Genomic DNA, 15801 nt, shown 5'->3' on the forward strand with positions numbered 1-15801 from the left:
GCTCGTTCGTAATCAATTCCATCGACCGGGACGGTGGACGAGCAACCCCACGACCGGGCCCCAAATGTGGTCGGTGTGCGCAGGCCCGGGCAACGGGACTTGGCTGTACCTCGCGGCCGGCGAGGAACTGCCCGAGGTGCGGTGGTCGCAGAGCACGGCGAGTTCTAAGTGATCGCCGTGCGAGTCTCCGTCTTGGTGCGGTACGCCCGTCCCAGAGTTCGCAGTGCACTGCCAGTAGCGTCCATGAGGATGGCCAGGACCCTTCCGTTGAGGCGTCCGCCCTTGAGGCCGCATGTCCCGACGCACTGATGCAGTTCGGCGACCCGCTCGGCGCCGAGCACCTTGTCGACGCGTGGGTGCAGGAGCACCTCGCGCGCCGCGTACCCGTCGTGCGCTTCGAGGGCCTCTAGCGCGGTGCGGTGCAGGACGTCGTCGGCCAGCTGTTGATCGTGGGAACAGACAAGGACGCTCGCGGTGACGCCGAGGCGCGCCCGGTAGTGCGGTCGTTCGGGGTGCCCTTCGGCGGCGTCGTACAGGGCGAGGAGGTTCTCGATCGCGGTCGAGCAGTCAGTGGGGGCGGCGAGAAGCAACCTGAGGCAAGCGGCGACCTCGTGCTCCCAAGGTTCGCTGAGCTCGGCGTCGGCCAAGACCTCCCGGGCGGCCTTTGGGTCGCCTTTGAGCAGGTTGTCGATGACAGTGATCTGTCGTCCTTCGAACAGATGCAGCCCGATCCCGTTGTAGGCATGGACGAGGCGGGCGGCGTCGGCCCACCGGCCGGCGAGGGTCAGGGCCTTAGTGCCGTCGGTGAGTAGCTGGAGCCAGACGAACGTCACGAGTTCCTGCCGTTCGGTGGCCGGCCCGTGGAGGGTCGACAGGGGCAGGGTGCGGTCATCGACGGTGACGTCGGTGTTGTGCTGCACGCCGCGCAGCAGACTGACCAGGATGGTCAGGGCCGTGTCGCCGTCGGCGGCGCGCATTCGCAGCCGGGCGAGGTTGGTCGCTGGTCCGAGCAGTAGTGGTGCGTCGGCGTAGGCGACGGGTCGGTCGTGGCTGAGGTAGGTGTCCAGGTGCTGGTGGCAGAGGTCCTCGGCGAGGGCTGCGTCGCGGCAGTCGGAGGCGATGAGTGCGGCGAGGTTGAGCAGCGCGGCGGCGCTCTCTGCGGTCTCACGGTCGGGGGGCGCGTCGCGCAGGTTCTTGGCCTGGTCGGCGATGTCCGCGACGCGTTCTGGCAGGGGTGGGCAGGCGGGCCGGGCCCAGGCCACGAGTGGGAAGCGACGGACAGCGGCGTCGAATTCCATCGTGGTGTGCGCGCCGGCGGCAGGCGTGGTGCCCGTCGGTGTGGTCAAGAGTTGTCTCCGGGGAGCAGGGCGTGGACGGCTGCACCGGCGAGGGCGGTCTGGGCGCCGACGGACAGGTCCAGGCGGTTCCAGTGGAAGATCACGACCTGGGCCAGCACCGAGCGCAGGCCACGTTGTAGGTGCCCGGTGCTGGCCAGGTCCGCCAGCTGAGACCCCGCGGCCTGGAAAGCGGTCATCCACAGTTCCAGGTGATCGCCGACGATCAAAGCGAGCTCGGCCGGGTCGGGGTGGGCCAGCAGGTGCGGGCGCAGCGCCTCGGCGAGGTGGCGCACCTCCTCGGCCCTTTCGACCGGGACCGGCGGGCGCAGGGCGGCGACCTTGGCGAACATGTCCCCGGTCTCGAACATGTCCAGGCGCGCACCACGGGCCAGGCCAGCCAGGGCGAGAACCGACGTCTCCCTCGAGCCCAGACCTTTCGGCCCGGCGCGGTGAGCCAGGACGCCACGGGTGTCGGCGCAGAACAGGTCGTGCACACAGATCGCCGCTGCGGCACCGCCGAAGGCCGTCGTCTCGGGCTCGTACACCGACCACGTCCACTCCGCGATCACGCCGTCGGCCCGCAGCACGTCCAGGGAGCGAGCGAGCGCGGCCCGGTCGGCGTCCAGCAGACGGATGCGCCACCCGGGAGGCTTGTTCAGGAACCACCATCCCAGATGGGCGCCGTCCTGCCCGAGGTCGTCGAGCGCGCGAGCAACCTCATCGCGCGCAGCATCACTGGGCAGGGAGATGTTGGCCTGGGTCCACCGGGAGTCACCGCTCGGGGTTAGGGCTGCCAGGCCAGCGGTGGTGTATGCGTCCACAGCATCGGCGAGCACGTCGGAGGCGATGCCGTGCCGATCGGCCGCCTCGGGCACTGATGCGGTCAGGGCGTCCATGACCGCGGCAGCCAGGGGTTCGGAGCGGGTCAGCTGATCAGCAGGCATGCGTCCCATCCAGAGGTAGGTGGTCGGTGGTGGTGCAGGGTCGAGGCGGCCAGGTCGACACCGGAGCGCCCGGTCAGGAAGCTCCGATCGCCGCCGCCCTCGCCGGGGGAGTCGGCGCCGTCGATGGTGGCGCTGCGGGCCAGGTACGGCGCGACGGCGGTCAAGCGGTCGGCGATCGTGGTGTCGATGGCGTCCAGCGCGGCGCGGTAGGCGGTTTGGTGCAGGCCCGCGATCCCGTGGCAAAGGCCCGGGTCGGTGAGCCGCTCGATCTGCTCGCTGGTCAGTGCGGAGGCGATCGCCGCCTCGGCCGTGGCGCGTCGGGTGTGGTCGCCGGTGGCGATGGCGCCGATCTGGATGGCGCGGGCGATCCCGGGGGCGCCATAGCACCACGACACGCGGGGCGGGTGCGAGTCGGTGGGTCGTCCAGTGCGCAGCTCGTCGCGGGTGAGCCACTGCGGCCACCAGGTGCCGCGCGGGCCGTTCTGACGCCACTGGTCGAACCAGTTCAGGAGTGCCGCGATCGCGTCGAGCTGCCCGTCCACGATGATCCCTCGGCGGGCCGCGGTGCCGAGCAGAGCCAGGAGCGCTGCGGCGCCGTGAGCCATGCCGAGGTTCGCGTGCCCGCCCGGGGTGGGCGCGGAAGGGTCGGGGTCGTGGTCTACCCACCACCCGGGCAGCATGATGTCGTCTCGGATCCGTGGCTGGGCCAAGTCGACGACGTAGTGCAGGACGTCGGCCAGGACGTCGCTGCTGGGACGCCGTAGGAGCAGTAGGGCGCCGAGCCCGGTGAGCCCGTGGAACAGGTCGTACTCGGCGAACTCGGGTGCCGCGTCGGAGGCGGAGCGGTGTGCGGCGGCGTCCAGCCGGGCCCGGACGATCCGGGACACGAGGTCGTCGAGCCGGCTCAGGGTGGCTTGGCCGCGTGGGCGCCCGTCCGCCTGTGCGGTGTGCAGGATGAACGTCAGAGCGGGCGCGCCGTAGAACAGCCCGGTGTGCTGGGCGGCGTCGACCGGTGTCGTCGCAAGGGCGCGCAGGCCCGCTCGGGCCTGGTCCCAGGTCGCTGCCCCGGTCATCGCGTGCTCGATAGATAGCAGGACCAGACCGGCACTGTCCTCGGCCAGCGACTGCGACGAGACCCCGGGCGAGGTATGGGCGGTGGTCTGATTTAGGATCGGGGCGCTCATCGGTGTACCCCGGCCCTCTCAAGTGCGACGAGCCGTTGGGCGGCCCGGCGTGCGATCAGACGAGTGGTCCGCTCCGTGTCCGGGTCGACACCCAGGGCGCGGGCGTGGTGGTCGCGCCACAGCGCTTGGACTACGGTGCCGAGCACGGGGCCGCTGGTGGCCGTCAGGGTCCGGTAGGTGGTCAGGGCGGTTCGTCGGGTCGCCCAGGCGTCGGCGACGGTGTCGCCCCCCGCTGCGCGTAGCTGCTTGTGCTCGTCCGTCGGGTCCGCGAACGAAAACGCGGCTTCGACAGCGTCCCGGTCGAGCTTGCCCGGGGTGTGCGGGACCGTGTCCAGCACGAGCCGGTATCCGGCCGCAGTGCCGCCGGTCAGGTCGGTGGCCAGTGCGACGAACGAGGCCGCCGCCAGACCCTGCCCGGATACCGGAGTGTCGCGGGCGAGGCGGATCTGTTCGACGCTCGCCAGCGCGTCGGCAGCGGAGACGTCGTAGGCCGCCTGCAATGCGGGTCCGGTGCCGAAGACGCCGGTCCGCGGGTGATGGGCGTGCAGGCTTGCCTCGCACGGCAGCCCCGCAGCAGCCACGTCCTCCAGGACTCGGACGACAACCGGCAGCACCTCCGAGGCCGCCAAGGGGTCGCCCAGATCGAGGGTCATCTGCAGGTACTGGTCGCGCTCGGGCAGGACCAGGTCCCGCAACCGGGTGAACCACCAGCGGTGCGGGTGCGTGGCAGCCACCTCGCGGGCCAGGCGAGGCAGATGGTCGGTGATGAGCTGGTCGAACCGCGCAGGACTGCCCGCGATCCGCACCGCGACCACCCCCTCACTCAGCAGACCCCTCGGAGGGCGGCCAGGAGCGGGCCGGCTCACCGAGGCCAGTCCCGTAGCGGTGCGGTCTGGGACTGCGCGATCCGTGGCGCCGCGGAGCATGTTGGGTGGGAGGCGGTCGGGCGGGTCCTTGGGCGTCATTGGTGCCACGACCTCGGCAGGGCGTCCGAGCCACCCATCACCGTCAGGGATCTGCTCGTGGAACTCGACGACGTCCTTGCCCGCGGTCAGGTGCTCCAGCAGGTGCCGGTCCAGCGGCTGGTCCAAGTCCAGCGGTAGGTGCGTGCCGTCCTGTGCCAGCACGACCCGCGCCGGCACCCGGTGGCGAGTACGCCAGGCGTCGAACCGGTCCCACCACGAGCCGCGCCCGCTGCGCTGCTCGTGGTTTTGCTTGGTGAGCTGGCCGGTGTGCAGGATCCAGCGGGCAGGGGCGAGGATCGTGCGTCCGTACCGCAAGCGCGGAGTGTGGTCCAGGGTGCGGGCGGCTCCGAAGTCGAAAGGGCGGAACACGATCGATCGCGCGTCGGAGACCTCGGCAAGGAACCGCACCAGCGGCGGCGTGCGTGAGGTCAGCTCCAGGGCGTGCGGGAACACCGGCACGACCCGGCGCCCGGTCGAGGCCTGCACGAGGTAGAGCTGCTCGTCGTCACCGGTCACAGCCAGGTCGTGCATGCCGATGCGGGTGGCGGGGCCGTCGTAGTGCTCGTCGAGGACGATCACGTGATCGGTCAGGACTGGTACGCGAACCACATTGTCGGCGCTCTCTCGCCGCGGCCGGAAGACCAGCTGCGCCACGACCGGCCGGTCGGGCGCGGCCGCAGGCTGGCGGACGTGGCGCGCCAGGTTGTCCTGGCCGACGGGGTCGAGCAGGTGAGCGAACCGACCGGTCATCGTGGTGCACGACTCCGGTGCCGCGGTGACCAGCAGCCGGAAGTCTCCACGCGACAGCGCGTCCGGTGACGAGGTGTGGATCGTGAAACCGAGCTCGCACCGGGCCGGGGGTACCGCGGTCTGCGGGTCGCCGACGGTGAGCGCGGCGACGTCGGCCTCGGTCAGGACGACCTCGTCCGTGCCGTCCAGGGCGGCGCGGTGCAGGCGGTTGAGCACGACGGAGTCACGGTCGGTGATCTGCCGCCATGCCGGCCGTGTCCGGGGCGCGCCGAGGAAGCCGGTCGGGTAGCCGAGGCCGGCGTCGGAGAGAAGGTCGGTGACCGGGACCGGGGTCGCGGTGCCGTAGCGGGCACGGAACCGGGCGTGGTAGTCGAGCCAGCGCACCGCACCGAACGGCTCGGTCGACAGCCGCAGCAGCACCGACGCGGCGCGCTCGGCCTCCCGCACCGCCGACGCCGGGAGTGTGAAGGCGCCTTCGAAGCGCGTGTCGATCGCGATCAGCGTGGTTGCCTCCGGGGTGACCTCACGCATCTGAGCGGTCAGTGCTTCACGGCGCCTGGCTGTGCCGCCGTCGGGCGCGTTGTACTCGTCGAGCAGTTCCCCAATGCGAGCCAACGCTGCCCGGGCCGGCGCCCCTACGGCTTCGGCGAGCGAGAGGAGATCGTCCAGACCGTCGCCGGACGTGGAGGCCGGGACGGCGGAAGAGATGAGGAACCCCCGGTCGATGAGGGTGTCCAGCAGGACGCGCAGCCGGGTGCGGCGGACCTCGTCGGCCTGGGTCGCCCGCGCGAGCCGTTCGGTCAGAGCTGTCAGTGCGACGGGTTCGCGGGCGGTCGTCAGTGCAGCGCGCACCAGAGGCGTGGCACGGATCGACACGTCTCGTAGCGTGGTTCCCCGACCGTCCCCGACCAGCCGCGGCTCGAGCAGGATCCGGCCATCACGCTCGACGGCAAGCGGGTTCGCGGTGACCATCAGCCGCGCGGAGAGATCGGTGCCGCCCGCCAGGCCGGCAGCGGTCAGGCGGAGCCATTCAGCATCCGGCCGCGCAACCGGTCGCCAGGCCGCGAAATCCTGTGAGGCGGTGAGACCTGAGGCGGAGGAGGCGGAGTTCGGTACGGCGGTAGTGACGCCGGCGAATAGCCCAAACGGGGTGCAGCGTTGCTGCCACCGGATCACGTAGGTCGCCAGACTGCGCACGGCGCGCCGCATCACACGAGGCTCGGCGGCACGAGAACCAACAGCATCGGGTAGGACAGTGCCGGAAGCGTCGATGACAGGCGTGGCCAGTAGCGTCGTGATCCGCTGGGTCAGGGCTGGACTGGCGACCGTGACCGCCTCACGAAGCCCGTCGTGAGCCCAGGCTGTGGCCAGCCAGCCCAGCAGGTCGGGCGTGGGAGCCGTGGCGAGGTCAAGTCCGGCAGGGTCAGGCAGGTCAGTGGGGGCGGTGGATGCCCGTACGAGCAGCGGGCCGGTGTTGCGCAGTCGCGTGGGCATCGGGCATCCCTCCAGGATCAGGCTGGTGGCGCACCCGTACGGGTACGCCACCAGCGGGTGCAGGTCAGAACGGCGTGTTCTTGCCCGTCGTGCAGGCGCTGTTCGAGCAGGAGCTGCCACATCCGTCACTCGTGGAGCACATCGTGGCCACCAGCGGGGTCGTGGACTCGATCACGCGTAGGTCGAGCTCGAAGTCGTCATCGAGCAGAGCCGAGTCCAGGCTCAGCGCCGGGGCATCTAGCGTCAGGGGCGGGGTCATGCAGTGTCCTCCTTGGAGTGGTGGTGTCGTGCTCGGCGTCCTGGCCGGTCAGGACTCGGTCGGCCAGGAGATTGTGATGACGCCCCGCGCCTTGCGGAGATGCGTCGCGCCTCGCGGTGTGACGGTCAGGTTCGCGCCGTCGGGCCAGTAGGCGATGTCGGCGTTGTCCGGCCGTCCGGCCTCGTCCCAGGCCTGGACCTGGGCGTTGAGGCGCTCGGCGGCCTGGTCAGCGTGCGGTCCCCAGGCGCGGGCACCGAACTCGACGCCGCTGCCGTCCAGGGGTCGGATCGCCAGGTAGGCGAACGAGTCGCCGACCGCGGTCCCAAATGGGAACCAGGTCTGAGCCTGCTGCCCGGCAAGTTCGGTATCCGGGTCGGCGTTGATCCGGCAGAACCCGTCCAGGAAAGACGCGTACCACAGGTGCAGGCCGGAGAACTCCTGACCGTGGGCCAGCGGCACCCCCGACCATGTCTCGACCACGGGGGTAGCCAGGACGCCGTCTAGCAGGTGCGGCTGGTCCGGCACCTCGTCGTCGAACCGGAGCGTCAAGAACCCACCGGCCGGATCAGGCAGGTGCAGCGCGTGCTCGTCGTGTCCGCCGATACCCTGCATCGGCACGAACCCACCAGGTTCGGCAGCCTCGGAGACGAGGTGGTCCCCGTCCCAGCGCAGCGCTACGGTCCGGGTCACCGACCGCATCCGTAGCGGCACCACCAGCCGCCCTCCCTCCGCGAGCTGCTCCAGCCAGGCCGGGGCGATGTCCCATGCGCCGACCGTCACCAGGATCGCGTCGAACGGGCCCTCGCCTTCCACCGGAAGCTCACCGTCCCCGGTCACGACCGTCACCCGGTCGCCGTATCCGGTCGCAGACAGGTACTCGGTTGCGCGATCGGTGACCCACGGGTCGATGTCGATGCTCACCACTGACCCTGCCTCGCCCACGACCTCGGCCAGCAGCGCCGCGTTGTACCCGCCGCTGCCGATCTCCAGCACGCGGGCATCAGGACCAACCTGCGCGAGTTCGATCATCCGGCCCTGTAATGACGCAGCTGACACCGACGATGTGGCCGCGCCATGCTCCTCACGCCGGGTGATCACAGGCCGATCCGGCGCGTATGCGTCCGTCAGCGGCGTGCCCTCGGGCACGAACGCTTCCCTCGGCACCGTGCGCAGCGCGCCAAGCACCGCAGGCGACGTCAAGTGGCCCTCCAACCAGGCCACCATCGCCTCGCGGGCGGAGCGCGCGTCGTCGGTCGTGCGGGTCGTGTCGGTCGTCAGATTCATCCTCATCCTTCGATCGGGGCCGGGGCCGGGGCGGTCGCCAAGGCCGGGTGCTGCTGAGTGTGGTGGGCACCGGACGGGCTGGCCACTGCGTGTGGCGCACTTGACTTCAGGCTTGTCGGAAGGCGGCTTCCTCGGGTCAGCCACCATGCGGGGCCCTCATCGCGCGCGGATGTGACCGTGGTGAGGGTCATGCGGCGACGCCTCCGCGCGCGGTGAGCGCGTCGCGCACGTATTTGTGTGCGAGGGCGACCACGGCGTCGGTTGTCAGGTGCGTGGTTTCGATGGTCTGCACGAGTGCGCCCTGGCCGGCGATGTGCTGGGCGGCCTCGCGGTGGTACGCAGCCTCTTCCTGGCTGGAAGCACGTTGGTCTTGGTATCGGTTGTGCGTCCCGCGTCGAGTTAAGCGCCTTCGAATGACTTCGTCGTCGGCCGTGAGGGCGAGAAGGAGATCAGGTGGGCGGACCGGCTGGTTGAGGGCACGGAGGTAGGCGGGATCCACGCGGTCCAGGCGTTGCATGACCAGGCCCGAGGCGATGTACCGGTCGGTGATCACGATCGCCCCGGCCGTGAGGCGCGGTTCGATCTCGTGGGCGAGGTGATGATGCCGGTCGGCGGTATAGAGGCAAGCGAGAGTGGCGCCGTCAGCGGTGTTCGTCATTGTGCGTGCGAGCGATCCGATAGGCCCGTCTGAGGGTTCAGCCGTCCGGTGCACTGTGTGGCCGTCGTCTGTCAGGCGGATTGTGAGCGCCCGGGTAAGAGTGGACTTGCCCACGCCGCTGGGTCCGTCGACCGCGACGAACAATCCCGCGCTCATCGGCGTGCTCACGGCAGGTCATGTGAGGTCATGGCCGCTTCGTGTCCCGTGTCTTGGTTGTGCTCAGGATGATGAGCAGGGCAGTCGGGCACGAGAAGTCGTACAGGGACCGGCACGATTGCCTCCTTGGGCGCAACTGAATGTCGACGCACGCCGGATTGGCACGCGTGCACGGCCACTGTGCGTCGATTCGACTCTGCGGGGGAGGGCATTCTGAGCGACCCGATCCGGCATTCTGGGCTAGGCCTCCCGGCGCCCGACGCCGGTCGCTATTCTGAGTGTTGGCCTTCATCTTCAGGGGAAGCGCGAGAGGGGGAAACCGTGGCCAACGAGCATTTGCGTCGGCTCAGGGAAGCGATGCCGTCGCCGTCGGGCAGCGGCTTGCCCATGACACGTGCAGAGCTTGCTGCGGCGGTGAACCAGTACATCTGGGCGACGACCGGCGAGGAATGCCACCTCGATGCCGACACCCTCGCCCGGTACGAGCGCGGGCAGCTCCGATGGCCTTGTGCCATGTATCGCGATGGGCTTCGTGCCGTCCTGGGTGTCGACACCGATGCCGGCCTCGGGTTCTTCCGGACGCGACGGGGGAGGAGCGCGATCCCTGACCTCAGCGCGTGGGTCGCTAGCTGGCCCGCCCCGCGTGATGTCGGCGAACTGCCAAATCCTGGCACGGGGATGGACGCGCTCCGCCGCGCAGTCCTGTCGCACACCTCGACCAAGTTAGTCCCAACTGACGCCCCTGACTCATCTGCTCCGGTGCGTCAACATGTGGCGACCGCATTCGAGGCATATCAGGCCGGCCGCTATGAGAACGCCGCGTACCACGCCTCCGCCGCGCTCGTTTCGATAGATCCGGAACCTGCGATGGCTGATGCCACCGACCCGCGCGTGATCGCGCTTGCCTGCCAGATCGCGGCGATCGTGCTGAGCAAGGCCAAGCACACTGATCTTTCCCGGCTTGTTGCCGATCGAGGCGTGACCGCCGCCGAGGCAGCGGGCGATCCATGCCTGCGACTGTCCCTCGTACGCACGGCTGCCTTCACGAAGGCCGCCTCCGGGGATCGCGCCGACGCCCTTGCCACAATCGCCACAGTAGCCCGCGACTTCGAGCCTCTGATGGGCAAGACACCGCTGTCGGCGTCGGTCTACGGCACGATGCTCCTGACCGGCGCGATGCTGGCGGCTGGTCAAGGCGATCACGCTGGCGCCGGCGATTACCTTGATGAGGCCCAGAACGCTGCGCAGGTCACGGGTACCGATCGGAACGACCTGTGGACCGCCTTCGGGCCATCCAATGTCGCGATTCACCGGACCAACGTTGCAGCCGCGGTAGGAGACATGGATACCGCCCTGGCGACCGGCGCACTGCTGCGAATAGAACACCTGCCGATAGAACGGCGGGTACGCCTTCATCTCGACGTTGCTCGGGCTAGCCTCGCGGTCGGTGACCGTGAGGACGCGCTCGCAACGCTCGTCCGGGCAGAGATGGTGGCGCCCTCGCAGGTTCGCCACCACCAGATCACGCGCTGCATCGTTACCCAGCTGATCTCAAGCGCCCCACGGCGCCCTGGGGCCGAGCTCAGCCGCATGGCCGACTTGGCTGGTGTTCCCATCACCCCGGCCTGACGGTATATCCAGTCCTTGACTGTCCTCGGCGGCGTGCTGGCGGCAATTTGTGCCTCCCGGCTACGACACGACGAGACGCCGGGTGAAGCCCGCGTCCACGAGCCGGTCGTACGCAGCCTGCACCGCTGTAGGAACCTGGACCGGCACCGCGAACCCGGCCTCGGCATACACCCACAGGCGCTGCGTGTCGCCGACGAGCATGTTCAGCACCCGCTCCGGGTCACCGATGGACTCGATGTATTCCTCCAGCTCCAGCCAGCGTGCCGAGCACACTAGATCGAGCTCGGGCCAGACTTTGCGGGCGGTCGCCCACGCGCGTCGTTGCTGGTACGGCTTGCTGATGATCGTTGCCGACGATGCTTTCACGTCATGCGCAGCTAATAGATCACGCGTGAACGTGAAGTTCTCGCTGGTATTGACCGCCCTCGGTTCGATGATGATCGCCTTCTGCGGGACACCGAATTCCTGAGCTCGCTCAGCGAAATGCGTCGCCTCGCCGCGCGGGAACCGCTCGACCGTCGTTGGTGCATTCGCTCCCGTGAACACCACGGTCGGGAAGCGCCCCTTCTGAAAGAGGTCGGCGGTGTGCTCAGCCACCCCGATGTCGTGGCTGCCCAGGCCGATCCCGATGTCTGTCGACCGACCCTCGTCAGGTACTTGGTGAAAGTCCCACAGGACCTGAGCGTCCTGCATCACGCTGGTGGAAAACATGGCGGTCAGTCTGGCATGCCGCCAGCACATGCAGAGGGTGTGTTTCGGGCCAAGGACTACTCGGCCAAGACGTTCACGCCTCGGTCATGTGACACGGTGCGCCAGATTGCCGTCCGGCAATCTGGCACCCAGGGCTGCGCTTGTGTGACCGGGGTCACTACTCTGAGCGGACGGCTCGCCGGGGGTGGTCTGCCATGGGTGGGCGGGTCCGGATCGAGGAATGTGAGGTGGTCGATGTCGAACGTGCGGCTGCGACGTCGTCGTGAATTGACTCTTTCACCTTCTGGCAGTGGTCACCCGATGACCCGTGCAGAGCTTGCCGAGGCCGTCAACCAGTACCTCTGGAAGACGACAGGCAAAGACCTCCACCTCAGCGTAGATACGTTGCGTCGCTACGAGCACGGGCAGATCCGTTGGCCGGGTGGCATGTACCGGGAAGCACTTCGCGTGGTCCTCGGCGTCGAGACAGATGCTGACCTCGGATTCGTTCCTACACCCCGTGGCAGGACTGCCGTGCGGAAGAATTCGGCGTTTCAGGTCGGCGAAGCCAACCTTCCAGGTGAATTGATCCATCACGCCGGCGATGCCAGGCCATCACCGGCTACTCCACCTATGCCATCCGGCGCCTGGGCGACGATGCCCTTGGGCGTCGTCGCGGCGTCATCTACCCACCGAAGTCCGACAGCCCCCAAAGGTGAGGCTGATGCGGGTCCCGCGGCCGATGAGGCTGCTCGGGAATCGTGGTGGCACCTTGCGACGGCGACGGCGGCAATCGACCCGACGGGAATTGCGACTGTGCACGACGAGATAGTGCGCCTGGCGCGCCAGTACGACATTCTTCCTCCAGCCAAGGTGCTGGTTGATGCTCGCGGTACGCGTGACCTGGCCTATGGTCTGCTCGAGCAGACGCGCCGGCCGGCGCAGCTGACGAGCCTCAACCTTGACGCTGGAATCTCCTGCGCCCTGCTGGCAGTGGCGAGCTTCGATCTAGGACAGCCCGAAGCCTCGGTGGCTCAAGCGCGTGCAGCAGCCAAGTACGCGGACGTCATCGGGCACGCCGGGCTGAAGGCATGGTCGACCGGCCACCTGAGCCTGGTGGCCTATTGGTCCGGCAATCCACGTGACGCTGTGCGTATCGCAGATCTGGCTCTTGCCGCTGCTCCGGACGGAAGCGCGAGCGCACGCCTACACGCTGTGCGGGCTCGCGCCTGGGCCTTGATAGGCGACCAGCGTGAGGTCGCTGACTCGTTGCAACGTGCCGATGAAGCCCTGGCCTCCTCTGATGGAACCGAAGAAGTACACGACGAGATCGGCGGTGAATTCGGCTGGGGGCTCACGCGCAACGCGATGTGCGCGGGGACTGCGCTCGTGACGGTCGGCGACGCCGTTGAGGGTGCTGACCGTCTCCGCGAGACAATCGCAGCAGCTCCTGGCACGGTCTCGGGCCACCTTGTCAGGCGGTCTCGGATTGATCTTGCGTCCGCCGAGCTAGCCGCTGAGCGCTTCGATGCCGCGGTCGACCAGCTGCGGTACATCTGGTCTACGCCCGTGGACCAACGTCGAGTAGGGCTTACCGGTCGCCTTGATCGCGTCCAGAATGCTCTGGGCCATCCGAGATGGAAGAAGTACCAGCCCGCACACGCTCTGAAAGACCAGATCACAGCGTTCACCGGGGAAGCTGATGATCACCGCTCGCTACTTCTCGCGGGTGGCGTCGCCTCCGGTGCGATCGCTCCATAGCGTGACCAGGTGTTCCTCGCGGGCAGGGTTCATACCGTGCTCGTCCTGTCGTGGGTGATACACCGGCTGTTGCTTCTGGTAGCCGGCCCAGGTGTCGAGGACGGTCTCTCGCAGGGGCCTGCACGTGAACCCGGCTGCCGCCGCCTTAGAGCCGTTGACCTGCCACGTCCCGAGGTTGGTGCGCCACAGGGGGATCTCCGTCCACTGGCGTACCCCCTGTTCGATGAGCCACGCGTCGTTCGCGTGGACCGGAGTCGCCTCTCCCTCGGTGGCTTCGAGGCATGCATCGATCAGATCGCCGTAGGTGGCGTGGCCGAACGGAGCTGTCAGGTTGTATATGCCGGGTCGCGCCGCCGCGATCTGGTCCAGGGCAAAACGCGCGACATCGCGTACGTCGACCGGCTGAATCCTGGGATCACGGGGAGGCAGCAGCCACGCCGCGTCGCGCTGCGCATGCTCGAAGAGCGACAGCATTCGACCGGTGTACTCCCCGGGACCGAGGATTACCCCGGGGCGCAGGATCAGGGCACCTCCTGGCGCAGCCGCCGCTGCGAGCTCACATCCCGCCTTAAGAGTTCCGTACTGGAAAGGCCCGGGCAGCCCGGCCACATCCGGGTCCGACTCACGCGCGTCCATGCGCGTCGGCCACAAGTCATCCGACTCCTCAACGGGACGATCCGGCCAGTCTCGGTACGCCGACACCGTCGACAGCAGCACATAGAGACCCGCGCTGTCACCAAGTTCCGCAAGCGCCTGGTTCACGTCCCCCGGTTCGTAGGCGGAGGTGTCGACGGTCGCGTCCCACGGTCCGCTTTCGCTCAGCCGCCGAAGATCATCCGCGCTCCTACGGTCACCAGTGACGTGCTCGACACCTTCAGGTGGCAGACCGCTGCGACCGCGGGTCAACGACGTCACCTCCCATCCCCGGGCGAGCGCGCTCTGCGCGAGTTCACGACCAAGGAACCAGGTGCCGCCGAGGATGAGGATGCGCATGGCCGCGATCGTGCCTGACAGCACCGCTTGAGCACCAGGCATGCGACTGATGTGTCCACACCCTGATACACCGAGGCCGCCCTGCCTGGTGGGCGCTCTTGCCGTTTAGGCTCTCAGCAAGTTTCGCGACGCCCACCATGCTTGCGGAACCCAGTCGGGACGCACGGGACAACAGACGTCAGCGGCCCGGCGATGGAGGCAGCACTTCGATTGGAGAACCGACAGCGTGGGCTTTGTGGATGATGCGGCATTGATTCTCGACGACCTGGTCGCCCTGCGGCGGCGGATCCATCAGCACCCCGAGGTCGGACTGCATCTGCCGAGAACGCAGGCGGCGGTACTGGAGGCGCTGGACGGGCTGCCGCTGGAGATCACAGTCGGTGCAGGGCTCAGCTCGGTGGTCGCCGTGCTGCGTGGGGTTCTCCAGGGATCAACCGAGCAGGGGCCGACTGTGTTGCTGCGCGGAGACATGGACGGTCTGCCGATCATGGAGGACTCGGGTGAGCCGTTCGCCGCGACCACCGGCACGATGCACGCGTGCGGGCACGATCTGCACGTGGCCGGCCTGGTCGGTGCCGCGCGTCTGCTCAGCGCAAGGAAGAGCGAGCTCGCGGGCAATGTCGTCTTCATGTTCCAGCCCGGCGAAGAGGGACCCGGAGGAGCACTCCCGATGATCGAAGAAGGCGTCCTGGACGCGGCCGGCGCGGCCGTCGATGCGGCGTTTGGCATCCATGTCACCGGCCTGTACAACAAGGGTCTCTTTGTCTCCAAAGCGGGCCCCGCCTGGGCAGGCAACAGCGTCCTGAACGTGACCGTTCACGGCCGGGGTGGTCACGGCTCCTCACCATGGATGTCAGTCGACCCGGTGACGGTCGCGGCCGAGATCGTCATGGCGCTCCAGTCGTACACGACCCGGCGGATCAACGTGTTCGACCCGGTGGTTATCACGGTCGGTGAGCTGCACGCGGGAACGGCGTCCAACGTCATCCCGTCCACCGCTCGGCTCGTAGCGTCCGTGCGCACCCTGTCGCACGCATCGCTGGAACAGCTGGCTGTCGAACTGCCACGGCTCGTCGCAGGCGTTGCGGACGCGCACGGCTGCACGGCCGACGTCAGCTTCCAACCGGAATATCCGGTGACAGTGAACGACCCCGACATGTGGGACCACGCGAAGACCACCCTGGGCGGCATGTACGGGGCTGACCGGGTCTTCGAGCGGCCCAATCCGATCATGGGGGCCGAGGACTTCTCCTACGTCCTGGAGCGAGTGCCGGGGTGCTTCATCCAGCTCGGGGCTCGGCCCGACGACGTCCCAGCAGAGGATGCGCCCTCCAACCACTCCGCAGTCGTCAGGTTCGACGACTCCGTGCTCGGCGACCAGGCGGCGGCACTTGCGGAGCTGGCGGTCGTCGCCCTGACGAAATTGGCGGTCTCACTGCCCTAAGCGTGGCGCCCATCAGCGGCGTCGTCCCTGCACCTGGACTCGACTCGATGAGCGATCTGGTTTTGCTGCGATAGAAGAGAGGGCGACCGACTCAAGGGCTCGAAGGCGATTGCCGTCTGGTGCACCAACGTCAAGCAACGCGAGTTCGACTCTCAATCGCCACCATGTCACGCATCGAGGCAGGCATTCTGGCCCGTCAGTTCCGGCATTCTGACGCATCGGCTCCCCATCCGTGACGTCGGTCGTTACTGTG

At 68.4% G+C, this 15801-nt stretch carries 12 protein-coding genes; 3 read left to right on the plus strand and 9 right to left on the minus strand.

What is annotated here, in order from left to right:
• Positions 1-164: 164 nt before the first annotated feature.
• The 7 genes from ACFS27_RS12945 to tmk all read right to left on the minus strand — a co-directional run bounded on the left by ACFS27_RS12945 (position 165) and on the right by tmk (position 9043).
• Complete coding sequence (locus ACFS27_RS12945) at positions 165-1346, minus strand: hypothetical protein (RefSeq protein ID WP_253877797.1); 1182 nt, start codon at positions 1344-1346, stop codon at positions 165-167.
• Entirely contained in the window at positions 1343-2281 is a 939-nt protein-coding gene (locus ACFS27_RS12950) for a thiopeptide-type bacteriocin biosynthesis protein (protein WP_253877795.1), read from the minus strand. The genes ACFS27_RS12945 and ACFS27_RS12950 overlap by 4 nt, the downstream gene beginning before the upstream one ends.
• Positions 2263-3465, minus strand: a complete 1203-nt coding sequence (locus ACFS27_RS12955; protein ID WP_253877793.1) for a lanthionine synthetase C family protein — start codon at positions 3463-3465, stop codon at positions 2263-2265. Before ACFS27_RS12955 ends, ACFS27_RS12950 begins: the two co-directional genes overlap by 19 nt.
• On the minus strand, positions 3462-6674 hold the full coding sequence (locus tag ACFS27_RS12960) for a lantibiotic dehydratase (RefSeq protein WP_377183477.1): 3213 nt from the start codon (positions 6672-6674) through the stop codon (positions 3462-3464). Before ACFS27_RS12960 ends, ACFS27_RS12955 begins: the two co-directional genes overlap by 4 nt.
• A 64-nt stretch (positions 6675-6738) precedes the next feature.
• Positions 6739-6933: an FxLD family lanthipeptide gene (gene fxlA, locus ACFS27_RS12965; RefSeq protein WP_253877789.1), complete on the minus strand. Its 195-nt coding sequence runs from the start codon at positions 6931-6933 to the stop codon at positions 6739-6741.
• A 48-nt stretch (positions 6934-6981) separates the two neighbouring features.
• Complete coding sequence (fxlM, locus tag ACFS27_RS12970) at positions 6982-8217, minus strand: methyltransferase, FxLD system (protein WP_253877787.1); 1236 nt, start codon at positions 8215-8217, stop codon at positions 6982-6984.
• A gap of 187 nt (positions 8218-8404) precedes the next feature.
• A complete protein-coding gene (gene tmk, locus ACFS27_RS12975; RefSeq protein WP_253877786.1) occupies positions 8405-9043 on the minus strand; it encodes a dTMP kinase in 639 nt (212 codons plus the stop codon).
• Between the two features lie 309 nt (positions 9044-9352).
• On the opposite strand from tmk, the gene ACFS27_RS12980 reads away from it, so the two are divergent.
• Positions 9353-10660: a hypothetical protein gene (locus tag ACFS27_RS12980; RefSeq protein WP_253877784.1), complete on the plus strand. Its 1308-nt coding sequence runs from the start codon at positions 9353-9355 to the stop codon at positions 10658-10660.
• A gap of 60 nt (positions 10661-10720) precedes the next feature.
• Here ACFS27_RS12980 and ACFS27_RS12985 read toward each other — a convergent pair whose 3' ends face one another.
• Positions 10721-11371: a YdcF family protein gene (locus tag ACFS27_RS12985; RefSeq protein ID WP_253877782.1), complete on the minus strand. Its 651-nt coding sequence runs from the start codon at positions 11369-11371 to the stop codon at positions 10721-10723.
• 234 nt (positions 11372-11605) lie between these two features.
• Here ACFS27_RS12985 and ACFS27_RS12990 point away from each other — a divergent pair, with 234 nt between their 5' ends.
• The gene (locus ACFS27_RS12990; protein WP_253877780.1) at positions 11606-13111 is read left to right on the plus strand and encodes a hypothetical protein; all 1506 of its coding nucleotides are present in this window, start codon (positions 11606-11608) and stop codon (positions 13109-13111) included.
• Here the strand turns inward: ACFS27_RS12990 and ACFS27_RS12995 are convergent.
• Positions 13067-14104 (minus strand): NAD-dependent epimerase/dehydratase family protein, encoded by a 1038-nt coding sequence (locus ACFS27_RS12995; protein ID WP_253877778.1) that lies wholly within the window; start codon positions 14102-14104, stop codon positions 13067-13069. The two genes, ACFS27_RS12990 and ACFS27_RS12995, sit on opposite strands and share 45 nt — an antisense overlap.
• A gap of 235 nt (positions 14105-14339) precedes the next feature.
• Between ACFS27_RS12995 and ACFS27_RS13000 the strand changes: the two genes are divergently transcribed.
• Positions 14340-15548 (plus strand): M20 metallopeptidase family protein, encoded by a 1209-nt coding sequence (locus ACFS27_RS13000; RefSeq protein WP_377183482.1) that lies wholly within the window; start codon positions 14340-14342, stop codon positions 15546-15548.
• The last annotated feature ends 253 nt before the right edge of the window (positions 15549-15801 follow it).

This window comes from Promicromonospora vindobonensis, assembly GCF_042685865.1.
Taxonomy (GTDB): Bacteria; Actinomycetota; Actinomycetes; order Actinomycetales; family Cellulomonadaceae; genus Promicromonospora; species Promicromonospora vindobonensis.